Origin of the sequence: Stenotrophomonas maltophilia (assembly GCF_003970865.1) — a bacterium.
GTDB lineage: Bacteria > Pseudomonadota > Gammaproteobacteria > Xanthomonadales > Xanthomonadaceae > Stenotrophomonas > Stenotrophomonas maltophilia_AR.
The window spans coordinates 56,106-80,039 of sequence record NZ_RXLZ01000002.1; the positions used below are offsets into that span (position 1 = coordinate 56,106).

At 66.5% G+C, this 23,934-nt stretch carries 23 protein-coding genes; 14 read left to right on the plus strand and 9 right to left on the minus strand.

Translation table 11 applies throughout. From position 1 onward, the window contains the following. The first annotated feature begins 53 nt into the window (after positions 1–53). The 6 genes from hutI to EKL94_RS00995 all read left to right on the plus strand — a co-directional run bounded on the left by hutI (position 54) and on the right by EKL94_RS00995 (position 9,189). Complete coding sequence (hutI, locus tag EKL94_RS00970; RefSeq protein ID WP_126927621.1) at positions 54–1,277, plus strand: imidazolonepropionase; 1,224 nt, start codon at positions 54–56, stop codon at positions 1,275–1,277. Then, entirely contained in the window at positions 1,274–2,815 is a 1,542-nt protein-coding gene (gene hutH / locus EKL94_RS00975; RefSeq protein ID WP_126927622.1) for a histidine ammonia-lyase, read from the plus strand. Before hutI ends, hutH begins: the two co-directional genes overlap by 4 nt. Beyond that, on the plus strand, positions 2,812–3,666 hold the full coding sequence (hutG, locus tag EKL94_RS00980; protein WP_126927623.1) for an N-formylglutamate deformylase: 855 nt from the start codon (positions 2,812–2,814) through the stop codon (positions 3,664–3,666). Before hutH ends, hutG begins: the two co-directional genes overlap by 4 nt. Next, positions 3,663–5,330 (plus strand): urocanate hydratase, encoded by a 1,668-nt coding sequence (hutU, locus tag EKL94_RS00985; RefSeq protein WP_126927624.1) that lies wholly within the window; start codon positions 3,663–3,665, stop codon positions 5,328–5,330. Before hutG ends, hutU begins: the two co-directional genes overlap by 4 nt. 149 nt (positions 5,331–5,479) lie before the next feature. Beyond that, complete coding sequence (locus EKL94_RS00990) at positions 5,480–6,910, plus strand: serine hydrolase domain-containing protein (protein ID WP_126927625.1); 1,431 nt, start codon at positions 5,480–5,482, stop codon at positions 6,908–6,910. Positions 6,911–7,077: 167 nt separating this feature from the next. Then, positions 7,078–9,189 carry a TonB-dependent receptor family protein gene (locus EKL94_RS00995; RefSeq protein ID WP_126927626.1) on the plus strand — a complete coding sequence of 704 codons (2,112 nt, stop codon included), beginning with the start codon at positions 7,078–7,080 and terminating at the stop codon, positions 9,187–9,189. Positions 9,190–9,235: 46 nt separating this feature from the next. On the opposite strand, the gene EKL94_RS01000 is transcribed toward EKL94_RS00995, so the two are convergent. From EKL94_RS01000 to EKL94_RS01010, 3 genes are all read right to left on the minus strand, one after another. Beyond that, positions 9,236–9,745 (minus strand): hypothetical protein, encoded by a 510-nt coding sequence (locus tag EKL94_RS01000; RefSeq protein ID WP_126927627.1) that lies wholly within the window; start codon positions 9,743–9,745, stop codon positions 9,236–9,238. Positions 9,746–9,999: 254 nt separating this feature from the next. Beyond that, positions 10,000–10,383 (minus strand): nuclear transport factor 2 family protein, encoded by a 384-nt coding sequence (locus EKL94_RS01005; protein ID WP_012480737.1) that lies wholly within the window; start codon positions 10,381–10,383, stop codon positions 10,000–10,002. 52 nt (positions 10,384–10,435) lie between these two features. After that, entirely contained in the window at positions 10,436–11,011 is a 576-nt protein-coding gene (locus EKL94_RS01010) for a TetR/AcrR family transcriptional regulator (RefSeq protein ID WP_126927628.1), read from the minus strand. A gap of 69 nt (positions 11,012–11,080) precedes the next feature. On the opposite strand from EKL94_RS01010, the gene EKL94_RS01015 reads away from it, so the two are divergent. Beyond that, complete coding sequence (locus EKL94_RS01015) at positions 11,081–11,626, plus strand: thioesterase family protein (protein WP_049397600.1); 546 nt, start codon at positions 11,081–11,083, stop codon at positions 11,624–11,626. A gap of 6 nt (positions 11,627–11,632) precedes the next feature. Here EKL94_RS01015 and EKL94_RS01020 read toward each other — a convergent pair whose 3' ends face one another. After that, positions 11,633–12,766 (minus strand): agmatine deiminase family protein, encoded by a 1,134-nt coding sequence (locus tag EKL94_RS01020; protein WP_126927629.1) that lies wholly within the window; start codon positions 12,764–12,766, stop codon positions 11,633–11,635. Between the two features lie 105 nt (positions 12,767–12,871). On the opposite strand from EKL94_RS01020, the gene EKL94_RS01025 reads away from it, so the two are divergent. Then, positions 12,872–13,756 carry a LysR family transcriptional regulator gene (locus EKL94_RS01025; RefSeq protein ID WP_126927630.1) on the plus strand — a complete coding sequence of 295 codons (885 nt, stop codon included), beginning with the start codon at positions 12,872–12,874 and terminating at the stop codon, positions 13,754–13,756. Here EKL94_RS01025 and EKL94_RS01030 read toward each other — a convergent pair. Together EKL94_RS01030 and EKL94_RS01035 are read right to left on the minus strand one after the other, a co-directional pair. Beyond that, positions 13,689–14,519, minus strand: a complete 831-nt coding sequence (locus tag EKL94_RS01030) for an SGNH/GDSL hydrolase family protein (RefSeq protein ID WP_126927631.1) — start codon at positions 14,517–14,519, stop codon at positions 13,689–13,691. The genes EKL94_RS01025 and EKL94_RS01030 overlap by 68 nt on opposite strands. 49 nt (positions 14,520–14,568) lie before the next feature. Continuing rightward, a complete protein-coding gene (locus EKL94_RS01035) occupies positions 14,569–15,534 on the minus strand; it encodes a DUF2268 domain-containing putative Zn-dependent protease (protein WP_126927632.1) in 966 nt (321 codons plus the stop codon). A 138-nt stretch (positions 15,535–15,672) separates the two neighbouring features. Between EKL94_RS01035 and EKL94_RS01040 the strand changes: the two genes are divergently transcribed. Continuing rightward, the gene (locus EKL94_RS01040) at positions 15,673–16,656 is read left to right on the plus strand and encodes a hypothetical protein (RefSeq protein WP_126927633.1); all 984 of its coding nucleotides are present in this window, start codon (positions 15,673–15,675) and stop codon (positions 16,654–16,656) included. 10 nt (positions 16,657–16,666) lie between these two features. Here the strand turns inward: EKL94_RS01040 and EKL94_RS01045 are convergent, their stop codons facing one another. From EKL94_RS01045 to EKL94_RS01055, 3 genes are all read right to left on the minus strand, one after another. Then, positions 16,667–16,987 (minus strand): hypothetical protein, encoded by a 321-nt coding sequence (locus EKL94_RS01045; protein WP_126927634.1) that lies wholly within the window; start codon positions 16,985–16,987, stop codon positions 16,667–16,669. Positions 16,988–17,203: 216 nt separating this feature from the next. Continuing rightward, complete coding sequence (locus tag EKL94_RS01050; RefSeq protein ID WP_126927635.1) at positions 17,204–19,666, minus strand: S9 family peptidase; 2,463 nt, start codon at positions 19,664–19,666, stop codon at positions 17,204–17,206. A 167-nt stretch (positions 19,667–19,833) separates the two neighbouring features. Further along, positions 19,834–20,163: a hypothetical protein gene (locus EKL94_RS01055; RefSeq protein WP_088026476.1), complete on the minus strand. Its 330-nt coding sequence runs from the start codon at positions 20,161–20,163 to the stop codon at positions 19,834–19,836. A 95-nt stretch (positions 20,164–20,258) separates the two neighbouring features. Here EKL94_RS01055 and EKL94_RS22325 point away from each other — a divergent pair, with 95 nt between their 5' ends. From EKL94_RS22325 to EKL94_RS01075, 5 genes are all read left to right on the plus strand, one after another. Continuing rightward, a complete protein-coding gene (locus EKL94_RS22325) occupies positions 20,259–20,411 on the plus strand; it encodes a hypothetical protein (RefSeq protein ID WP_185829968.1) in 153 nt (50 codons plus the stop codon). 293 nt (positions 20,412–20,704) lie between these two features. Next, entirely contained in the window at positions 20,705–21,211 is a 507-nt protein-coding gene (locus EKL94_RS01060) for a hypothetical protein (protein WP_260473346.1), read from the plus strand. A gap of 12 nt (positions 21,212–21,223) precedes the next feature. Then, the gene (locus tag EKL94_RS01065; protein ID WP_126927637.1) at positions 21,224–22,651 is read left to right on the plus strand and encodes an XVIPCD domain-containing protein; all 1,428 of its coding nucleotides are present in this window, start codon (positions 21,224–21,226) and stop codon (positions 22,649–22,651) included. Positions 22,652–22,721: 70 nt separating this feature from the next. Beyond that, positions 22,722–23,498, plus strand: coding sequence for a HipA family kinase (locus tag EKL94_RS01070; RefSeq protein WP_126927638.1), 777 nt, complete (start codon positions 22,722–22,724; stop codon positions 23,496–23,498). Further along, positions 23,476–23,877 carry a DUF3037 domain-containing protein gene (locus tag EKL94_RS01075; protein ID WP_126927639.1) on the plus strand — a complete coding sequence of 134 codons (402 nt, stop codon included), beginning with the start codon at positions 23,476–23,478 and terminating at the stop codon, positions 23,875–23,877. Before EKL94_RS01070 ends, EKL94_RS01075 begins: the two co-directional genes overlap by 23 nt. The last annotated feature ends 57 nt before the right edge of the window (positions 23,878–23,934 follow it).

Genomic DNA, 23,934 nt, shown 5'->3' on the forward strand with positions numbered 1-23,934 from the left:
AAATGGACACCTATATTGTATAGACATATAAGCACAGCCGCGTTGTGGATGCCATGCACGTCGATACCCTCTGGTCCAACGTTCACCTGATCACCCTCGATGGCGAAGGGCTGGGTGTCATCCGCGATGGCGTACTGGCCTGCGCTGACGGCCGCATCGTCCATGTCGGTCCGGCCGGCAGCGACGCCCACCTGAAGCCGACCACCCGCATCGATGGCGAAGGCCGCTGGATTTCGCCCGGTCTGATCGACTGCCATACCCACCTGGTCTACGCCGGCAACCGCGCCAACGAATTCGAGCAGCGCCTGCAGGGCGTCAGCTATGCCGACATCGCCCGTGCCGGCGGTGGCATCGTCTCCACCGTGCGCGCCACCCGTGCTGCGACGCCGGAACAGCTGGCCAGCGAAAGCCGGCCGCGCCTGCTGGCGATGCGCGCCGAGGGCGTGACCACCCTCGAGATCAAGTCCGGCTACGGCCTGACCCTGCCAGACGAGCGCAAGCAGCTGCAGGTCGCACGTGCGCTGGGCGAGGAATGCCGGGTCAACGTGGTGACTACCTTCCTCGGCGCGCACGCGATTCCGCCGGGCCGCGAAGCACAGGAGTACACCGACGAGGTGTGCAACGTGATGATTCCGGCCATCGCCGCCGAAGGCCTGGCCGAAGCAGTGGACGTGTTCTGCGAGAACATCGCCTTCTCGCCGGCGCAGGCGCGGCAGGTCTTCGAAGCGGCACGCGCCAACGGGCTGGCAGTGAAGATCCACGCCGAGCAGCTGAGCAACCAGCATGGCGCCGAACTGGCCGCCAGCTTCGGTGCACTCTCGGCCGACCATATCGAGCATCTGGATGACGCCGGCATCGCCGCGATGGCCGCCGCCGGCACCGTCGCCGTGCTGTTGCCCGGTGCCTTCTATTTCACCCGCGATACCACCCTGCCGCCGATCGCGGCGCTGCGTGCGGCCGGCGTGCCGCTGGCGCTGGCCACCGACAGCAATCCGGGCACTTCGCCGCTGACCAGCCCGCTGCTGGCGATGAACATGGGCGCCACCCTGTTCCGCCTGACGGTGGATGAGTGCATCGCCGGCTTCACCCGTGAAGCGGCGCGCGCGCTCGGACGCAGCGATCGCGTCGGCCGCCTCGCCGTGGGCCTGGACTGCGACCTGGCGATCTGGGACATCGATGCGCCCGCGGACCTGGTCTATCGCATTGGATTCAACCCGCTGCACGCGCGCGTAGTGCGCGGACAGCCCGACCTGCCTGCCTCCTGGAGCAACACATGAGCAACACCCTGGTTCTTCGCCCCGGCCATGTCACTCTCGCCCAGTGGCGGCAGGTCTATCGCGGTGCGCCGCTTGCACTGGACCCGGCCGCGCTGCCGGTGGTGCGCGCCAGTGCTGCGGCGGTGGCCGCCATCGTCGCCAAGGGCGCGCCGGTGTATGGCATCAACACCGGCTTCGGCAAGCTGGCCAGCGTGCGCATCGAGCGCGAAGATCTGGCTACCCTGCAGCGGAACATCGTGCTCTCGCATGCCGCCGGCGTGGGCGAGCCGATGCCGGCCAGCGTGGTGCGCCTGATGATGGCGCTGAAGCTGGTCAGCCTGGCGCAGGGAGCCTCGGGCATCCGCGAGGAAACCCTGCTGCTGCTGGAAGCGATGCTGGTCAAGGGCGTGCTGCCGGTGGTACCCGCGCAGGGCTCGGTGGGTGCCTCGGGTGACCTGGCACCGCTCTCGCACCTGGCCAGCGTCATGCTGGGCGTGGGCGAAGCCTTCATTGGTGACGAGCGCCTGCCAGCGGTCGATGCACTGGCGCGTGCCGGCCTGCAGCCGATCGAGCTGGGCGCGAAGGAAGGTCTGGCGCTGCTCAACGGCACCCAGTTCTCCACCGCCTATGCGCTGGCGGGCCTGTTCGAGATCGAGACCGTGTTCCAGGCCGCACTGGTGACCGGCGCGCTGTCGGTGGAAGCAGCCAAGGGTTCCGACACGCCGTTCGACCCGCGCATCCATGCCATCCGCGGCCAGCGCGGGCAGATCGCCACCGCCGCCACCCTGCGCACGCTGATGCAAGGCTCGGACATCCGCGAATCGCACCGTGACAACGACGTGCGCGTGCAGGACCCGTACTGTCTGCGCTGCCAACCGCAGGTGATGGGCGCGGCGCTGGACATCCTGCGCCAGGCCGCGACCACGCTGGAAATTGAAGCCAACGGCGTGTCCGACAATCCGCTGGTGTTCACCGACACCGGTGAGGCGTTGTCCGGTGGCAACTTCCACGCCGAGCCAGTCGCCTTTGCCGCCGACATGCTGGCCATGGCGGTGTGCGAGATCGGCTCGATCAGCGAGCGCCGCCTGGCGATGCTGGTGGACCCGGCGCTGTCCGGCCTGCCCGCGTTCCTGACCCCGCGCCCGGGCTTGAATTCCGGCTTCATGATTCCGCAGGTGACCGCCGCCGCGCTGGTCTCTGAAAACAAGCAGCGCGCCTACCCGGCCAGCGTGGATTCCATTCCCACCTCGGCCAACCAGGAAGACCATGTGTCGATGGCCGCGCACGGTGCGCGCCGCCTGATGCAGATGGCAGAGAACGCCGCCAACGTGATCGGCATCGAGCTGCTGGCTGCCGCGCAGGGCTGCGACTTCCACGCGCCGCTGCGCTCCAGCGCCGCACTGGAAACCGTGCGCGCCACCCTGCGCGCGCAGGTACCGACGCTGGAAGAAGACCGCTACTTCCATCCGGACATGGTGACCGCCACCAACCTGGTGCGCAGTGGTGCGCTGGCGCAGGGCCTGGCCGATCTGCTGCCGACCGTGGAACCGCAGGCATGACGACCCATCCCGAATGGCTGACGGTCCATGAGGGCGATGCCCCGTTGATCGTCAGCTTCCCGCATACCGGCAGCGAGCTGCCGCACGACCTGATCGGCGACTACCACTCGCCCTGGCTGGCACGCCGCGATGCCGACTGGTGGGTGCACGAGCTGTATGACTTCGTGCGCGGCATGGGCGCGACCACGGTGCGCTCAGCGATCTCGCGTTCGGTGATCGACCTCAACCGCGATCCCAGCGGCGTGTCGCTGTACCCGGGCCAGAACACTACCGGCTTGTGTCCGCTGACGACCTTCGACAACCAGCCGCTGTACCACGCGGGGCGCGAACCGGACGAAGCAGAAATCGCCCGTCGCCGCGACACGTATTTCCTGCCTTACCACGATGCACTGGCTTCGCAGATCACGCGCCTGCGTGCACGCCACGGCACCGTGGTGGTGTACGACGCACACTCGATCCGCTCGCATATCCCGCATCTGTTCGACGGTGAGCTGCCGCAGTTCAACCTGGGCACCGCCGGCCCGTCCGGTGCGCCGGACACGTCCTGCGACAACGTCCTGAGCGACGTGGTGGAGAACCTGTTGAAGATCAGTGGCATGAGCCAGGTCCGCAACGGCCGCTTCAAGGGCGGCTGGATCACCCGCCACTACAGCAACATCGCCGGCGGCGTGCACAGCCTGCAGATGGAGCTGGCCTGCCGTGGCTACATGCACGAACCCCTTCCGGACCAGGTGGACGAACACAGCTGGCCCACCCCGCTCGACCCCGACCACGCCGCACCGCTGCGCCACACCCTGGCGCAGGTGCTCAACGCCTGCCTTGAATTCGCTACGAACCGGAGCGCCGCATGACCCGCAACGACCCGTCCCGCACCATCGCCGCGCCGACCGGCACCACGCTGAACGCCAAGAGCTGGCTGACCGAAGCGCCGCTGCGCATGCTGATGAACAACCTGCACCCGGACGTGGCCGAGCGCCCGCAGGAACTGGTGGTGTATGGCGGCATCGGCCGCGCCGCACGCGACTGGGAAAGCTTCGATGCCATCGTCGAAACGCTCAAGCGCCTGGACGACGACCAGACCCTGCTGGTGCAGTCGGGCAAGCCGGTGGGCGTATTCCGCACCCACGCCGATGCGCCGCGCGTGCTGATCGCCAATTCCAACCTGGTGCCGCGCTGGTCCAACTGGGATCACTTCAACGAGCTGGATAAGAAGGGCCTGGCCATGTACGGCCAGATGACCGCCGGCAGCTGGATCTACATCGGCGCGCAGGGCATCGTGCAGGGCACCTACGAGACCTTCGTGGAAATGGGCCGCCAGCATTTCGATGGCGACCTGACCGGCAAGTGGCTGTTCACCGGTGGCCTGGGCGGCATGGGTGGCGCACAGCCGCTGGCTGCAGTAATGGCCGGCGCCTCGTGCTTGGCGGTGGAATGCCGCAAGAGCAGCATCGACATGCGTCTGCGCACCGGTTACCTGGATACCTGGACCGACAATCTGGACGAAGCGCTGCGCCTGATCGACGACGCCTGTAAGGCCGGTACGCCGACGTCGGTGGGCCTGCTCGGCAACGTTGCCGACGTGCTGGCCGAACTGCTCAAGCGCGGCGTGAAGCCGGACCTGCTGACCGACCAGACCTCCGCGCACGACCCGGTGAATGGCTACCTGCCGCAGGGCTGGACGGTCGAACAGTGGGATGAGAAGCGTGTGAGTGCACCGAAGGACGTGGAAAAGGCAGCGCGCGCATCGATGGCCAACCACATCCGCGCCATGCTCGGCTTCCACGCGCTGGGCGTACCGACCGTGGACTACGGCAACAACCTGCGGCAGATGGCGCTGGAGGAAGGCGTGGCCAATGCCTTCGATTTCCCGGGTTTCGTGCCGGCCTACATCCGCCCGCTGTTCTGCCGTGGCATCGGCCCGTTCCGCTGGGCCGCACTGAGCGGCGACCCGGAAGACATCGCCAAGACCGATGCCAAGGTGAAGGAACTGATTCCGGACAACCCGCACCTGCACCGCTGGCTGGACATGGCCGCCGAGAAGATCAAGTTCCAGGGCCTGCCGGCACGCATCTGCTGGGTGGGTCTGGGTGATCGTGATCGACTCGGCCTGGCCTTCAACGAGATGGTGGCCAGTGGCGAACTGAAGGCGCCGGTCGTGATCGGTCGTGACCATCTGGACAGCGGCAGCGTCGCTTCGCCGAACCGCGAAACCGAAGCGATGGCCGACGGCTCCGATGCGGTGTCCGACTGGCCGCTGCTGAACGCCCTGCTCAACACCGCCAGCGGCGCGACCTGGGTGTCGCTGCACCACGGTGGCGGCGTCGGCATGGGCTTCTCGCAGCACGCCGGCATGGTGATCGTCTGCGACGGCACCGAGGCAGCGGCCAAGCGGATTGGCCGCGTGCTGTGGAACGACCCGGCGACCGGCGTGATGCGCCATGCCGATGCGGGCTATGAGATCGCGATCGACTGCGCGAAGGAAAAGGGACTGGATCTGCCGGGAATCCTCGGCTGATCGCGGGGGTGCCGGCCAGCGGCCGGCACTACCGGAAACGTGTGGTAGTGCCGGCCGCTGGCCGGCTCTCCCCGATGCGGGAATCGGTGCCCTTGACCCGCTCTTCCGACGTGACCAACATGCGCCATCACCGCTGACGGATCACCGCGATGTACCGCACCCTGGCCGTTGCATTGCTCTGCACGCTGTTTGCGATCCCACCCGTTTCGGCGCTTGAAACTGCCGGCGATCTTTCCAAGCAGCTCAGCACCCAGCTGCAGGCCAACCGCGAACGCTACGGCATCGCCGGCCAGGCGGTACTGGTCGCCCACAACGGCCAGGTGCTGTACCAGGGCGCCAGCGGTGAACGTGATCCCGCTACCCATGCGCCCGCCACCGTCGAGACCATCTTCGCCGCGCAGTCGATGGCCAAGCTGCTGACCAGCACGCTGGTGATGCAATTGGTCGACCAGGGCAAGGTGGATCTGGATGCGCCAGCCAGTCGCTATGTGCCGGACCTGCCTGAAGCATGGCAGGCAATCCACGTGCGCGATTTCCTCAACCACAGCTCGGGTATCGGCGAGTACTACGATCGTGTCGACAACCGTTGGGTCAGCAAGGGCTACCCTGGTGTAGCCCCTGACCTTGGCGCTGCACTGAAGGTGGCCGGCGCGACACCGATGCAGTTCGCCACCGGCAGCCGCGTGCAGTACACCCAGGGCAACTACCTGGTGCTGACCGCCTTGCTGGAAGCACATTACCGCAAGCCTTACCCAGCCATCGCGCACGAACGCATCCTGCAGCCACTGAAGATGGCCAGCACCTCGTGGGGCGTTACCCGCGTGCCAGCCACGCGCGCGGCGGTGCCTTACATCGGCAAGGATGGCCAACTGCAGCCGGCCAATGAAGATGCCTGGCCGGACTACGGCTGGGGCCATGCCGACCTGCAGACCACCGTGGGCGACATGAACCGATTCCTGCAGGCGCTGGCGACCGGCAAGCTGCTGCGCACGGCGACCCTGGAAAAACTCTGGCAGCCGCAGAAACTGGCCGGTGGCGGCAACAATTTCTTCTCCACGGGATGGGACACCACCCGCAGCGACGGCTACACCCAGGTTGGCCACGATGGCGGCACCCGCGTTCGTGCGCGGTTGGCTTACAAGGGCACGCTGGCCAGCGGTTACTGGGTGTTCGTGTACCTGACCAACGGCAGCGCCCGCAATGTCTGGTCCAGCACGCTGGTGGAGAGCACGATGGCGGTGGCCGCGCCGCAGGAGTTTCCGCATGCGGTGTTGTCCGAGCGATTGATCGGCTATGCGCTGGATGACAGCACCGATGCGAAACCGCAGATGCGTAGCTGGCTGCGCGACAGCAATGGCGTTCCCACCGGCGAACTGGAACGTGCGATCAATGCTGGTGGCTACGCCATCCGCGAAAACCTCGGTGCGCATAGGGCGTTGAAGGTATTCACGCTCAACACCGAGCTGTATCCGGATTCGGCCAACGCGTGGGACAGCCTGGCCGAGTGCCATGCGGCATTGGGTGATGCGGAGACTGCCAAGGCGTTGTACGCAAAGGCCAAGGCGCTGGCGAAGCCCTGACGGTAAACCTTCTGTGGAGTCGAGCCATGCTCGACACCGATGCAGACAAGCAGTCGAGCAAGCTCGACTCTACAAGGAGCGCGGGCGGCCATACGCCGCCGGTGGGTGACGTGACGCCGCCGGCCTGTTAACTTGCGCGCCACTTTCTTGGTTTACAGCATTCCCGCATGTCGCTCTCGTCGTACCGCCCCACCCCTTCGCTGCTGTTCCTGGCCGTTTCCCTCGACCTCTCTTCCACCGCCGCTGCGGCCCCACAGGCCACCACGCTGGATGCTGTGCAGGTCACCGCTGCCGCCGATGCCAGCGCCCAGGCGCGCGAGGCACTGAAGCGCGTACCCGGTGCCAGCAACGTCATCGACGTGGCCAAGGCCGACAGCCGCCTGTCCAGCAGCGCCGATGTGCTGGCCTACCAACCGGGTATCAGCGCGCAGTCGCCGGGCAACGAAGGCACCAAGATCTCGATCCGGGGCTCGGGCATCAACCGGGGCCCGGGCGCGCATGCCTCAGGCATTGCGGTGTCGATCGACGGTCTGCCACTGACCGGTCCGGGCGGCACGCCCTACGAGCTGCTGGAACCGCTGTGGCTGTCGCGCGTCGAAGTCCTGCGCGGCGCCAACGGCTTCGAGCGCGGTGCGTTGGCGCTGGGTGGTGCCATCGACTATGTCAGCCGCAGCGGTCGTGATTCGGCGGGCGTGCAGCTGCACTACGAAGCCGGCAGCCGTGGCTACCAGAAGCACGGCATCAGCTGGGGCGGCGTCAGTGGTGATGTCGACTACTTCCTGGCCTACACCGATACCGAATTCGATGGCTATCAGCGCCACGCGCGCGGCGACGGCAAGGGCGCAATGGCCAACATCGGCTGGCAGATCACGCCCGACCTGCAGACGCGCTTCTTCGTGCGTTACCGCGAAACCAATCATGAAACGCCCGGTCGCCTGACCCGCGATCAGATCCGTAACGATCCGCGTGCCGCGAATGCGGCCAACCTGGCCATCGATGCGCGTCGCCCGCAGCCGGGCAGCACCTGGGTGGGCAACGTCACCACGCTGCAGATCGATGAGGACTCCTCGCTGCAGGCCGGACTGGTCTATCACACGTACCCGATGGACTTGAACGAGAGCCTGTACCGGCAGCAGCTGGACTACGCCAACCTCAACGCCACGCTGGACTACCGCCGCCGCCACCAGCTGTTCGGCATGGACAGCGAAACCACGGTCGGTCTGCGCGTCACCCATGATCTGGATGCGGATGTGCGCGAGTCGTTGCGCTTTGCCAGCAACGGCTATGCCGCTGGCACGCGCACGCGTGACTTCCGCCACCACGGCACCGACAGCACGCTGCACGTCGGCAATACCCTCACCTTCAATGACCGCCTGCGCATGCAGACCGGGCTGGCACTGATCAACACCCGTCGCGATGTGCAGGTGACCTGGCCGAGCAGCGGCGGCCGTCTGCGCGACCGCGACTGGGACTATGCGCCGCGACTGGGCTTCACCTGGCAGCACAGCGCGCAGACGCAGTGGTTCGGCAACCTCAGCCGCTCGGTGGAAGCGCCGCATCCGTGGTCGATGATCTGGGGATCGAACCAGTACTTCGGGCCGGGCAATGGCCCGTCCACCGGCCGCCAGCGCGCGCCGGTGCCGATGCAGAACCAGACGGCCACCACGCTGGAACTGGGCGCACGCGGTGACGCGGCGCTGGGTCGCTGGGAACTGACCGGCTACTACGCCCACGTAAACCACGAACTGCTCAGTGTCGAACTGCAACCGGTGCCGAACCTGTTCATCGCCGAGAACAACGCCAGCCCCACCGTTCACCGCGGCATCGAAGCCGGGTTGGACAGCACGCTGTGGCAGGCTGCACCGGGCCGCCTGTCGCTGCGTCAGGCGTATACCTTCAGCGATTTCCGCTACCGCCACGACGCGCGTTTCGGCAGCAACCGCCTGCCCGGCCTGCCGCGCCACGCCTACCAGGCCGAGCTGCGCTTCGATCATGCATCCGGCCTGTACGCTGCGCTCAATACCGAATACGCCTCGCGCATCGCCGTCGACTACGCCAACAGCTACTGGGCTGACAGCCATGTGATCTTCGGCAGCCGCATCGGCTACGACGCACCCGGTGTCCGCTGGCAGGCCTGGGCCGAGATGCGCAACATCGGCAACCGCCACTACGCCACCACGGTCACGCCAGGCTACGACGACGCCGGCAAGGATGTCGCGCGCTCGACGCCAGGCGAAGGCCGTGGCGTCTATGCGGGCGTGCGCTGGCGCTTTGACTGATTGCCGCAGGCGGCGCCGGGTGTGGCCCGGCGCCGTCGCTCCAGGGTCAGCCGATACGCCAGGCCGGCAGGCGCTCGCTGCGTTTCCAGATGGAAGGCGCCAAGCCGATCAGCACCAGCGCAGCCAACCACTTCGGTGACGTGTTGAGCAGTGTCGAGGTAAGCGAGCCATCGACGGGGGCGGCCATTTCCTGCCACGGGTTGTAGCCCAGGTAGACGACGCTGCCAGCCCACCACAGCAACGCCAGGCCGATGCCCACCAGCAGCAGGGCCAGCGTGCGGCAGGTCCATCGTTGCGAGGTGGTGCCCCATTCGCGGGATACCGCTACCAGCAGGCCCACCACCAGCAGCGACACCAGTGCAACCAGCCCGATATCGACCTTGTGCCCGATACGCTCATAGCTGCAGGCGCGGCATTGCGCCTCTTCCGCGGCAGTGGCGGCTTCGGCCTGCCCGGCTGCGGGCTGCGCCAGAGCCGCAAACGGCATCAGTACTGCCAGCAGCGTCACCATGATCCAACGAAACAACATCCTGTTGCGGTGTGTAGCGACGTCCATGCGCTCTTCCTCATTCGTGGTGGTTGACAGCCGGCCACATACCTTGGCCTTGGCGCGGATCATAGCGCAGGGTAGGCCAGGAACGAAAAACCGATCTCGGCCATCCACATGCGCCGCTACAGCCCGTGGAGCATGGAAGCTCGAGAACCTGATACAGCATGCGGACATCCTTGCCGGGCACGCGTAGGCGGTATTGCGCGGATGCTACCGCGGTCGGAGCCGCTGTCCAGACGACGGGCCGAGGCCATCGATCATCAGCTGCGGTCGACGATCCGCACGATGCGACCGTCCTCAAAAGCGAACTCGCTGTGTCCCTGCAGTGCCAGTTCCGTGCCCGCGCTGGGACCATCGGGAATGTCCTGCGCGAACACGCCACGCCAGCCGATGCTGGCCAGCGCCACATCATCCTTGAAGGTCAGCTCGAGCAACCGCTGCTCGCGCTCACGGAACAACGGCGCCGATTGCCGTGCCAGTTCGCCGAAGGCATCGATGCCTTCGGTGACCATCGTCAGCTGGTTACCGCTGTGGTTCTCGAAACGCACGTTATGCGCCAGCACCGCCAGCATGGCGTCGATGTCGAAGCGGTTGTAGGCCTGCAGGTAGTGCTCGATCAGGTGGCGGCAGTGCGATTCGTCCATGGCGGCGTCCAGTCAGGGCCTGCGCCGAGTCTCCCGCGACCGTGCGGCCGGATCAAGGCCGCGCGGCGGCCTTCAGCAACTGCGCGGCCACCTGATCGAACGGGGCGATGTCCTGCAGTGCGCGGCACATCGCCACCGCACCTTCAACGCTGGCAATCACCAGACTGGCCAGCCCACCCGCGGCGGCCGGATCGTGGCCGTCGGCGATGAACGCCGCGGCCAGATGGCCCTGCCAGCGTGCGAACACCTCGGCGGCGGCGGCACGGGGCTGGCTCGGCACCGCCTCCACCGGTTCCTCCACGGCCGCGGCCAACACCGGGCAGCCGGCGCGGAATTCGGAGCGCAGCAAGCGCTCGCGCCACATTGCCAGGAACTGCTGCAGGCCCTGCACTGCGCCGCCCTTCAGCAGCTCCACCAGCAGCGCTTCCACCTTGTCGCCAGCCATGTAAGTGGCACGCGCCAGCAACTCCTGCTTGCCACCGGGAAAATGGTGATAGGTGGAGCCCAGCGGCGCTTCGGCCAACTTGGTCACCTCACGGATGCTGGTGGCATTGAGACCCACGCGTGCCAGCATCTGTGCCGCAGCATCAATCACGCGTTGTGGCGCATCAGAGGGGCGCGGGCTCATGGCAGGCTCCTTGCCAGGACAGTCGTCATAGATTAGCGTATCGACGATTCTATAACAGTCGTCATAACCATGAATCTCTGGTTCCGCCTGCTCCACTTGCTGCTGTGCAGTCTGTTCCGGCCGAAGCTGGAGGCCCCATTTGGGGTCTCGCGCCTGCAGTTCCGTGTACTGCCCAATGATCTGGACAGCAACCTGCACATGACCAACGGTCGCTACTGGAACATCTTCGATCTGGGCCGGCTGGACCTGATCCTGCGCATGGGCCTGGGCCGGGTGGCGCTGCGCGAGAAGTGGGCACCGATCGTCGGCGCCGGCACCATCCAGTTCCGCCGCGAACTGAAGCCGTTCCAGCGCTTCACCCTGGAAACGCGCCTGGTGGGCTGGGTCGGCTCGCGCGGCATCATGGAGCAGCGCGTGCTGATCGGGCCCGAGCAGAAGATCGCCACCCGTGCGCTGCTGGTCACCGGCATCTACGACCGTCGCGCGCGCCAGTTCCTGGGCATGCCGAAGATGATGGAAGCGATCGGCGTGGTCGCCCCGCCGTCGCCGCCGCTCAGTGCAGCCGCCGAGGCGCTGCTGGCGGCCGATGCGGCGTTGAAGCAGGACGACGCCTGAGGCAACTCAGCCTACCTTCGGCATGTTCTTGGTCACGCAATGGATGCCGCCACCGCCACCGGCGATCGCATCGATATCCACCTGTTCGATCACGCGGCCGGGATACATGTCTTCCAGCAGTTCACGGCAGTAGCCATCGGCTGCGTCGTCACCGAACTGCGGCGCGACCACCGCGCCGTTGATCGGCAGATAGTTGATGTAGCCCATCGCTAGATCGTCGTTGTCGCGGGTATGCACGTTGTCGCGCCCGTCCAGCGGCGGCGGCAGCGTGTGCACCTGCAGGCGGCGGCCATCGGCATCGGTGGCCCCGCGCAGGATGTCCAGGTGCTCGCGGGTCAGATCGTAGTCATAGGACTCCGGATCGTTGTCCAGGTTGGCGATCACCACGCCCGGGCGCACGAAGCGCGCATAGAAATCCACATGCGCATCGGTGATGTCTTCGCCGGCGATACCGGGCAGCCAGATCACCTTGCGCAGGCCGAGGTGGTGCTTCAGCTCCGCCTCGATATCCGCGCGCGACCAGTCTGGATTGCGGTTGCGGTTCACCCAGCAGCTCTCGGTGAGGATCGCGGTGCCATGGCCATCGACTTCGATGCCGCCGCCCTCGCCCACCAGATCGCTTTCCAGAAGCGTCGCGCCGGTCACCTGCGCCAGCCAGGGCGCCACCGCGCCATCGTTGCGTGCGCTCTGCTTGCCGCCCCAGCCGTTGAAGTTGAAGTCGACCAGCCCCAGCCCGCCCCGGTCATTGGTGACGAAGCACCCGCCGTAATCGCGCACCCAGATGTCATCCAGCGGCACCTCGAGGAACTCGATGTTGTCGCGGCCGCAGCGGTCCTGCGCCTGCTTCCGCTGCGCCGGGCGGCACAGCACGCTGACCGGCTGGTGGCGGGCGATGGTGCGGGCCAGCCGTGCCACGGCGGTGTTCACCGCATCGGCCTGCGCGCCCCACACCCGAGGCTGCGCGGCGAAGGCCAGGAAAACGCGTTCCTGCGGCCCGTGCTCGTCCGGCATGCGCCAGATACCCGCACCCGGCCCCGCTGCGGATACGCGCGCCGGCAGCCCCGCCAGGCCGAGGGCGGCCAAGCCGCCAAGGCCAGCGGCGCCCGCCAGTTGGGTGAGGAAATGACGACGGCTGCTCATGACGGGCTCCAGGGCCGATGTGGGATGGACGCTATGCTGCGCTTGCGTATTGATAAGAACAAACGATAGATTCAGCCATCAATTGAACAGTTTTACTTATCTGAAATGCTGAAGCACTGGCCCCCGCTGAACGCGCTGCGTGGTTTCGAGGCCGCCGCCCGCCTTGGCAGCTTCCACCGGGCGGCCGAGGAACTGCACCTGACCCAGTCCGCCATCAGCCAGCAGATCCGGGGCCTGGAGGCGTCGCTGCAGCAGCCGTTGTTTTTCCGGCAGGGCCGCAGCGTCACCCTCACCGACGCCGGCATCGACCTGCTGGAAACCACCCAGTCCCTGCTGCGGCAGCTGGCGAGCGGAATCCGCCGGCTCGATCAGTACCGCAAGCCGAATCAACTGATCGTCAACACCAGCCCAGCCTTTGCCCGCCATTGGCTGGTGCCGCGCCTGGCCAGCTTCCATCGCCTGCATCCCGGCGCCGACCTGTGGCTGCTGACCAGCGAGGAGGCACCGGATATGACCACGCAGACGCTGGACCTGGCGGTGCGCGATGACCTCGACTCACAGGCGCAGTGCCAGCATCGGGTGCTGCTGCAGGATCGCCTCTTTCCGGCCTGCCATCCGGCCCTGCTCGCCACACCGGTGCACGAACGCCTCACCCTGCATGGCGAGCGCGAAATGGACTGGAGCCAGTGGCAGGTCCAGGGCGGTGCCGATGTCGGACAGCGCCGCGAAGGCATGAACTTCTCCGAACCCGGGCAGCTGCTGGATGCTGCCTGCCAAGGGCTGGGTATCGCCCTGGTCAGCGAGCTGCTGGCGGCACGCGCCTGCGATCAGGGGCTGCTGCAGCCGCTGGATGAGGCACGCGTGCGCGGCCCGCGCTGGAGCTGGCTGGTGCATGAGGACAGCGCCGCCGATCCGCTGGTGATCAGTTTCTGTGAGTGGTTGCTGGCGAGTCTGCCCGCAGAAGCGACTTCTGCTGCAGCGCGCGCTTGACCGCCGCCTCGGCCAACGGCGCCATCACCGCATAGCCCTTCGCGGTGGGGTGCACGCCATCCTCGGCCAGCTGCGGATCGAGTCCTCCGGCGGCATTGGCCATCGGCGTGTAGTAGTCCAGATAGACCAGATGCTGTGCATCGGCATAGCGCTTCAACGCCGTGTTCAATGCACGCACCTTTGGCGCAGGTGCCGTGCCCGGCAACCACGGGTAATCGCTGACCGGCAGCACCGATGCCAGCACCACGGCGATGCCATGTGCACGGGCCAGGTCCGCCATCGCGTGCAGGTTGTCTTCGATCATCGTCTGCGTTGACGGGCCGGTGTTGCCGGCAAGATCGTTGGTACCGGCCAGGATCACCACCACCTGTGGCTTGAGTGCCAGCACGTCCTGCGGGAAACGCACCAGCATCTGCGCTGTGGTCTGGCCGCTGATGCCGCGATTGAGCCAGCCTTTGCCGGGGAAGAATCCGGCGCTGGCTTCCGCACCCCAGCCCTCGGTTATCGAATCGCCGAAGAACACCACGCGCGGCTGGCCCGGCACCGCCGCAGGCAGTCGCGTGTTGGCATCACGATAGCGTTGCAGCTCCGGCCAATCAGCCAGGCGCTGCTGCATGAAACGAACCTCGTCGGGGCGCAACTGGTCGATGGGCGTCTGCAGCAGCGGATTGACTGCGACGGCTTCGGCGGCGCCGAGCGGAGAAGCCAACGCGAGGCCCAACGTCACGATAGTGGCAGTGGCAAGCTCAACAGGTCCACGCATGCGGGTACTCCTGAAATCATCTTCAGCAGTCTAACGCCCTGCCCCGTGCTCAACGTGCAGCCGTACGCGCCGCCACACCCGTGACTTTCGCCGGCATCCACATGCCCGGCGTCCAGCCGCTGGCCGCCAGGATGGTCTTCGGATTGTCCTGCTGGATCAGCGCACGCACCGCATCACGCTTGTCCTTGGCCTGCAGGTAATAGGCCTTGGCGATGCGGTAGCCCACCCAGTAGCCGAGGTCATAGGGCTCCTGCGAGCCCGGCTTGTAGTTGTACAGCCACGGCGACAGGTCGGTGCTGTCCAGATCCAGTGCGAATGCACTTTCGATATGTACTTCCCGGCCACGGGTCCAGGCGGCGTGGCGCCCGTTGCCGACGTTGCCGGAAATCAGCTCGGCGATGAATTCGGCGATGCCTTCGCCCAGCGAAACACGCAGCACGGTCGCATGCGGGTCACCCGGCTCGAAATCGGCCAGGCCGGTCTGCTGGATGTGCACGTATTCGTGCGCGATCACGTGCACGAAGCGGTCCTGCACATTGGGATTCATGAAATCGGCTGCACACAGCGCTTCCAGGCCGATGATCACGCCGCTTTTCGAGGTCAGCCCGACCGGACGGCCGCGGCCGACCGCGATGGTCACCGGCGGAAACGCGGCCTGCGGGTAGATGGCCTGCAGGTTGGAAAACACCTGCGTCAGGCGTTGTTTCACCTCCGGCAGCTCAGCCAGGCAGCTTCGTCCCTGCGCATACAGTTCCGGCTGATTGGCGATGGACTCGGCAATGCGCTCGGGGGTGACCCGGCGCGCCTTCGCCAGCTCGGCCAGACCCGCCGAACCCTCGGCCATGTATCCACGCAACTGCACAACGCTGGGTTTGCCACCGGCGTCGTCATACAGCGCGTAGAAGCGACTGACATCGTCGGTGACAATCTGCGGCCCGGCCGGTACCGCCGCCGTGGCCATGCCAACCGCCCCGGCACAGGCCAGGGCCAACAGGCCGCGCAGGATCATGGGCATCGCTCCGTCCTTGGTGGAGTGCAGGCGAAGCGCGCAATCTATCACCCCGGCCCGGCCGCCGCAGCAAGCAGATGCGGGCACCCCGGCGCTGTGCCAGACTCGATTCGGCACCTGCCACGGAAGATGGAGCACCCTGCGATGATGATCGTTCCCGCGTACTGGGCTGAAGCCCGCCTGCAGGCCCGCTTCCGTGGCCGGCCGGTGGTGGTGCGCCGCTTCGGCTGGTCCGACGGAGGCCCTGCCGAGGCGCAGGTGCACGCCGACCGCCGCGCCAACGAAGCCCTCAATGCCATCCTCGCCGGGCAGGCGCTGCCGCGCCGCGAAGTGCGCAGCAACTACGGCGTGGAGGGCGTGCCGATCCGCGAGCAGATCGTGCAGCGCGACGGCGACATCGTCATCACCCGCAACAGCTATGGCGCACTGTGCCTCAACAGCCCCGACGTACTGTTCGCTGACATCGACCATGCGCAGCCGCCTGCCGGCTGCGTGATGCCGGCCATCGTTGCGGCGGTCGTGCTGCTTGCCGGCGCCGTCACCGGCACGCTGCTGTGGCACTGGTTGGTGGGGTTGGTGCTGGGCGTGGCCGCGGTGGTTCTGGTCAATGCCGCATTGCTGATGCGCCGCCGGCAACGGCTGGCCGCCGCAGGGGGCGCCGAAGGGCTTGCGCTGCGGCGCGTGGAAGCCTTCAGCGAACAACACCCCGACTGGCATCTGCGCGCTTACCGCACGCCTGCGGGACTGCGCGTGCTGGCGATGCATGCCACGTTCTCCCCGGAGGACGAGCAGCTCCAGGCATTCTTCAAGGCACTCGGCACCGATACCCTGTACGCGCGCATGTGCCGGCTGCAGCACTGCTTCCGTGCCCGGCTGACCCCCAAACCGTGGCGTGTCGGCCTGAAGTACCGCATCCGCCCGCCGGTGGCCGCGTGGTCAGCCGAACAGGCCAGCAATCCGGATCGACTGGCCTGGATTGCCGAGTACGAAAAGAAGAGCGCCGGCTTCGCGGCCTGCGCTTATCTACGCAGTTTCGGCGATACCACCCGGGTGCATGCCAAGGCCGAGCACGTGCGCGACCTGCATGACCGGCTGTCGCACGCGCAGGACCGCCTACCGCTGGCGTGAGGGCGGGTGCTCAGTCAGCGCTCTGCACGAACGGCTGCCCTGCCAGGGTAGTGCCCAGCCGCACCGCGATCTGTTGACCGTCCTTTTCGAAGGTCGTCACACACTGCTTTCCGTCCTTCTGGCATCCGACTTCCGGAAAGCCGTCCAGCGATTCCGGCGCGCCCGGCGCAGGTTTTGCCTGCCAGCCTGCGGCATCCAGCAGGCGCTTGGCCTTGGCGTAGGGCATGCCGGCGATAATGCCCAATTGCGTCAGCTCAGCAGGAAACGACTGAGCATATGCCGTTGAAACCAGGGCCAACGACAACGTTGCAGCAAGGAGAATGGCTTTCATTGCACCGACCTGGAACGAGCTATCAGGTTCAGCCTAGACCATTTGCGTGGCGTGCGAATGTGCCGGTAACACGTCGTTACCGAGTCTCCACAGTTGATTGCAGAGCACGTACCTCTGTTTACATGCGAACAGCAGCCGAGCATGGCTCGGCTCCACAGGATGCAGCAAGGCCGCCCGAAGGCGGCCTTTCTGCAATGCAGTCGAGCAAGCTCGACGCTACTTGGCGTTCTTCACGTAGGTGTCGAACCAGTTCAGCATTTCCGACACCAGCTGCTCGTTCGATTCCAATGCGGTGTACCAGTGTGGCTCGTTCGGCAGCATCACGAGGCGGGTGGTACCGCCGTTGCCGCGGATCGCCTGGTACAGCTTGCGCGACTGGAACGGCTCGGTACCAGGGTTGGCGTCGTCCTCGCCGTGGACCAGCAGCAGCGGCAGCTTGATCTTGTCGGCATAGAAGAACGGCGAGGCCTTCAGGTAGACGTCCTGCGCCTGCCAGACCGAACGGCGTTCGTTCTGGAAGCCGAACGGGGTGAAGGTCTTGTTGTACGAACCACTGGTCGCCACGCCGGCCTTGAACAGCTTGGTGTGCGCGATCAGGTTGGCGGTCATCAGGCCGCCGTGGCTGTGGCCGGTCACGCCAATGCGGTTGCGGTCGACCACGCCCATGTCCACGGCCTTGTCCACCGCCGCCTTGGCGTCGGCTTCCAGCTGCTCCAGGTAGGTGTCGTAGGCGTTCTTCGGGTCACCCACGATCGGGAACGACGCGTTGTCGATGATCGCGTAGCCGGCCAGCAGCATCAGGCGGTACGGCTGCAGACGGGTGAAGGTCTGCTGCGAACCGGACACCTGGCCGGCCTGAGCGGCGTTGGCGAAGTCGGCCGGGTACGCGTACAGGATCGCCGGCACGCGCTGGCCTTCCTTGTAGCCCGGCGGCGTGTACAGGGTGAACGACAGGTCCACGCCGTCGGCACGCTTGTAGGTCACCAGCTGCTTCTTGATCTGGCGCACCTCCGGGGTCGGGTCGACCAGCTTGGTCAACGCGGTCGTGGTGGAGGCGAACTGTGCCTCGCCAGCCTTCGCATCGGCCACTGCCTCACCCTGCTGGCGAATGAAGGCATTCGGCGGATCGATCACCGACTGGTGCCAGGTCAGGTAGCGCCCCGGCGTGCTGCTGAAACCGAGGAACTGTTCGTAGGCGTCGGCACTGCTGCGGAACAGGCGCTCGCTTTTCAGCGTGCCCAGGTCCAGGCGGTCCAGGAACGGACGGTCGCCCTGCGGCGACGCGCCACGGCCGCTGAGGAACACATGGTTGCCCTCACGGCGCACGACCTGCGCGCCATTCGGCAGGCGGGTGAAGACCAGGTTGCCGGGGTTGCCGTACAGCTCATCGCTGGACATGTCCCACAGCAGGCGGCCTTCCTTCTTCGGCTGGTCCACATCGACGATGCGGGTCTGCATCCAGTGGCGGTTCTCGTCGTTCTCGTACTGGAACGCCACGGACGGATCGGCGGACCACGCAAAACCTTCAAAGCGCTGCGTGGTGCGGGTGATTTCGGTCGGCTTGCCGTTGAACGGTGCCTTCAGCATCAGCACGCGGTCGCGATGCGGCACGCTCACCTTCCAGTCACCCTTGTCCAGTGCTTCGGCATAGACCAGGGTCGCCGGATCGGTGGCACGCCAGTCGAAACCGCGCGGACCTTCCGGTACGCCGTGCACCGGCACGCGGTCCGCCAGCGGCAGGCTGGCGATCGGCGTGCTGCGGCCATTGCTCACGTCCAGCACGGCCACGTCGTTGGCGAAGCGCTGGTAGGTCACCGCATGCGAGTACGGCGCCTTGATCGATTCGGTCAGCACGTGCACGCCATCGGGCGCGGCGCTGACTTCGTTGAACAGCGCCGGCTGCCCGACCGGACGCACGCTGTTGGCGGCGGTATCGACCACGGCCAGCTGCGAAGCGCCGTAGTAGGCGAACAACTTCTCGTCATGCACGCTGGTCAGCGTGTCGCGGGCTTCGTAGGTACTGCTCTCGCCACTGCTGCCAAGCGACTCCTGCGCATCCGGACCGGTCGGCACGCCACCGTTGGACGGCGCCGGGCCCTGATTGGCCGGCACCAGCTTCACCAGCAGGTTCTGGCTGCCGCCCAGCCACTGCACGGTGTAGCCGAAGATCGGGTTCAGCTGCACGTTCGGCACCTGCTTCACCTGACCGGTGGCGGCATCGCCCACCCACAGCTGCACGCTGGTATCGACCGCATTCTGGAAGACGAAGTGGCTGCCATCGGCCGACCACAGCGCGCCGGTGGCGCAGCCCTGCGGCAGGTTGACCTTGGTCTCCTTGCCGCTGCCGATGTCGACCAGGGTGAAGTCGGCCACGCAGGCCGGAATGCCATAGCCACCGGGGGTGTCATGGCGGCTGCGGTTCTTCGGCTCCAGGCGCACGCCGGCCAGCTTCAGGTAGGGCTGGGCGACGCGGCTGATTGACGGGTAGGTCTGCGCGGTGGTCAGCAGCAGGCGCTGGCCGCCCGGGGCCACGTTCGGCGCCGGCGGCGGCGGTGCCTTCAGCACCTTGAGCAGGTGTTCCGGCGGCTTGGCGTAATCGGCAAGCGCCGGGCCAGCGGCCAGCAGGCCGACTGTGGCAACGGCAACCGCCGCTGCCAGAGAGGTTCGACGGATCAGCATCCTTATCCCCTGGGGTGTGAATGGGTACCCGGAATCGGGCATGGACCCGAATCTAGCACCGCAGGGGTTGTCGTGAATGGGCCGGAAGGGCTAGTGGCCGGATGGGGCAAAGTACAGCTCCGGGAGGTGCCGGGGAACTGCCGGCACCTGCCAGGCTTGGCCTGGCACTACTGCTGCGCGTGCAGGTCCCAGGTGGCCAGGTAGTCGGGGTCGACCACGATCATGCCACTGGTGCGCATGCGGTACTCCCCGGGCTCGGCTGGCTGGTACTGGTCCAGCATCGGCGGCAGATAGCGCTCGTGGCCATCATTCTCGTCGGCCAGCACCACGCCCTCGTCGGCGCTGATGCGCAACACCGTGCCGGCGTACTGCTCCAGCCCCTTTACCTGTCCGTCGCCGCCATAGCGGGTCACACCGACCAGCACCAGCTTGCCGATCATTTCCTCAACCTTGGCATCGTCCAGGGGCGGCAGCGTTCCATCGTATTCGTCGCTCATTGGTACACCTCCAAAGCCTGCAGGAACATCATGGAGATGGCGCTCTCCCGCACCTGGAATGCCAGCGGCAAGACAGGGGGAATCTGGAGGCGCACATGCCTGGATCGCAGCACCGGCAGGACCGCGCCGGAGCTGCGATGCGTGAAAGGTGGCAGGTATTGCGGGTGGCGGCCATCCGTGCCGGCAAGGTGGCCGTATCAGACCGGATTCAACACCACGCGGAGCAGAGCATGCAGGATGAAACGTGACAGCTGCGCAGTAGCGGCATGACAGCCTCCTGTTGAAGGTCACACCCAGGGTGGATGCTGCTTGGGAACCGATGCTGCCACCGCGACGGGAAGGGCGGAGTGAAGACCACGCCTCAAGTGCGCTTAACCTCTGCTTCATCCGGCTGGCCCTAGGGTCAGCCTTCAATCTGCAAGGAACGCATATGCCCCGGTACGCATTCATACGACCGTGGACGCTCGCACTTTCAGCGGCCACGCTCTGCGCCTGCGCACATGCCGCCGACCGCACGCCGACTTCTCAAGGAACCGACACCATGGCCCCCGCCGTCCCCGAGACCACTTCGCCCTCCCCGCTCAATGCCGAGCAACTGTTGTCGCGCCTGCTGGACCTGATCAAGGCAACGACCTCCACCCGCGAGCTCACCGCCGAACGCCTGTCCGCGGCAATGCAGGCGCCGGCGCAGACCTTCGGCCCCGGCCACTTCGGCTATGGCGGCACGCTGACGGCGGAATGGGGCTATGGCCTGGAAGTGCGGCGGGCCGGCACCGCCGACGCGCGGCTGGACCTGAACTTCATGGACACCAGCAGCGATCGCAAGGCCTCGGCTGCGGCGATCTGCCAGGTCGACTTCAAGCACTTCGCCTCGGCACTGGATGCCGCCGGCTTCAAGCGCGAGACGGTGCGCGGCGAACACGGACGGGTGATCTACGACCGCTTCGATCGAGCGCAGCTGAGCATCAAGGTCGACACCATGCCTGAGAACCCCCAGGCCCTCGGCGACGCCACGCATGCCTGCGTGCGTCTTGTCACCGTGCAGTAAGGGGAGCCATCAATGACGATCCTTTCCGCAGAAACGGAACGTCTGCTGGGCGAATTCGCCGGCAGGACCGACGTCACCAGCGACCAGGTCGACAACCTGCGCAGCGTCATCGCGGGCTCGCCGGTGCTGGCAAAGCAGGTGGACGCCGCCATCGCGGCCGGCTACCTGGAACGCTTCGAACTGTTGCCCGCCACAAGCAATGCGGGTGGCACCTACGAGACCGGCACGAAATCCATCAACCTGCCCGCCAGCAGCTTGTCGACCCCGGCGGCACCGGACAGGTTCGACGCGGCCGAGGTTGCCTTTGTGCTCGGTCACGAGATCCAGCACGGCTTCAACGATGCTGATGTCGAGCGAGCCTACGTGCAGTTCGATGCCGACGTGGAGCAGATCGCAGGCCGTGCCACCAGCCATGATTACACCGAGGCCATCGGCACCCTGCTCGCCGCCAACCGCCGCGATGAGGCCTCCTCGAACATCGCAGGCTGGAATGCGCTGGTCAGCCAGGTACGTGCCAACAATCCGGACGCTACCCTGCGCGACCTGTATGAAGCCAGCACCCGCTCGACAGACGTCATCCAGTCGCGACCCGGCCCGCCGATCACCTATGCACCGCACCCGGAGCTGACCCTCAATGCGGACCTGACCATCTCCCCCACTGCAGCCAACATCGAGGGAATGGCCAGGCACTATTACGATCAGGGCGTCAGCACCGGCCTGGGCCATCATGGGAATTCGGACTACCAGAATTTCTACGGCGCCCAGGCGATCGAACTGGCCAGCGGATACGAGGCCGCGAATCCAGCGCCCGACGGCGTCAGCCGGATGGAAGTGAACATGAAGAAGCTGGGCCTGGACGAGCGCCTGCTGGAGCAGAACGGGCTCAACCTCGGCGAGGGCTCGCCCCCGCGCCAGCCCTACTTCGACACCAGCACCTCGCCGTCGACGCTGCATTACTTCGACCACACCGAAGGCACGCATGCACATGTCCCCATCACCGCAAAGCAGGCCTCCACAGGTGATGCAATGGCGTTGCCGCTTGCGGAAGGCCGTGACCGTTCGCTGCACGAGCAGATCCGCGGCAAGGTAGCGGCGCTGGATGCTGCCAACGGACGCAGCTTCGATGCGTCCAGCGAGCGCCTGAGCGCCAGCCTGCTGGTGCTGGCCCGCGAAAACGGGTTGGACCGGGTCGACCATGTGGTGCTCAGCCGCCAGACCGATGGCGCAGGCGCGGCGCAGAGCATCTTCGTGGTGAAGGGGCCGCTGGATGATCCGGCCTCGCTGCGCGCGTCATCGCCCACCGCCGAGGCCGCGCAACGCCCGGTGCAGGACAGCCTGGATACGCTTGCCGTGGTCAACCAGCGACAGGCCGATCAGGCCTTGCAGGAGCAGACCCGCACGCAGGTGCTGGAACAGCAGCGCGGTGCGCTGGCTCACTGACGGTGAACGACATGGAGCCGCCGGGGCGCTCCCGGCGCTCCCTTGGCGGCACCCACGCTAGAATGCGCGCATGCGCACCGTACATGCCCTCCGCTACATCACGCCCTTGCGGGAAGGTGGCTCCCTGCCGGCCGTGGTCGAGACTGACGACGACGGCATGGCCGTGCTGAAATTCCGTGGCGCCGGCCAGGGCCCGAAGGCGTTGATCGCCGAGCTGATCGCCGGCGAGATGGCGCGCACGCTGGGCCTGCCGATTCCGGAGATCCTGTTCGTGGAGCTGGACCGCGAGTTCGCCCGCACCGAACCGGACCCGGAAATCCAGGAGCTGATCCGCGCCAGCGAGGGCCTGAACCTGGGCCTGGACTACCTGCCCGGCGCGATCAACTACGACCCGGCAGCGATGCCGGTGGATGCCGACCTGGCCTCGCGCATCGTCTGGTTCGATGCGTTCACCAGCAATGTCGATCGCACCACGCGCAATCCCAACCTGATGGTGTGGCACCGCAGGCTGTATCTGATCGACCACGGTGCGGCCATGTACTTCCATCACGACTGGGCCAACGCCGGCGATGCCTGCGAAAAGCCGTTCGTGCTGATCCGCGACCATGTGCTGCTGTCATTCGCCAGCCGCATCGCCGAGGTGGATGCCGAACTGGCCGCGCGCCTGACCGATGCCGAGATCGAGCGCATCGTCGGCCTGGTGCCGGACAGCTGGCTGGTGGACGAACCGGCGTTCGACAGCCCGCAGGCCTACCGGCAGGGCTATATCAACTACCTCAAGCACCGCCTGAAGGTGCGTGCGGTGTTCGTGCAGGAGGCCATCCGTGCCCACGCTGCACACGTATGACTATGCGGTCATCCGCGTGGTACCGCGGGTGGAACGCGAGGAGTTCATCAACGTCGGGGTGATCGTCTCCTGTCCTGGCGCGCGTCATCTGGAGGCGGCCATCGAGATCGATCCTGCGCGCCTGCAGGCCTTCGCGCCGGCGCTGGACCAGGAGGCGCTGCAGCCGTGGCTGGATGCGATCGTGGCCATCTGCCGCGGCGACGCCAGCGCCGGCCCCATCGCGCAGCTGCCCGCACGTGCGCGCTTTCATTTCCTCACCGCCAAGCGCAGCTCGGTCGTGCAGATGTCGAGCACGCATGTCGGCCGCACGGCCGACCCGGCGGGTGTGGTGGAACACCTGATGACGAAGATGGTGCGGGTGCCGGCAGCAACCGGGTAACACCGACTGGGTAGAGTCGACCGCTGGTCGACTGCCGTTCGCGGGAAGATCGAAGAG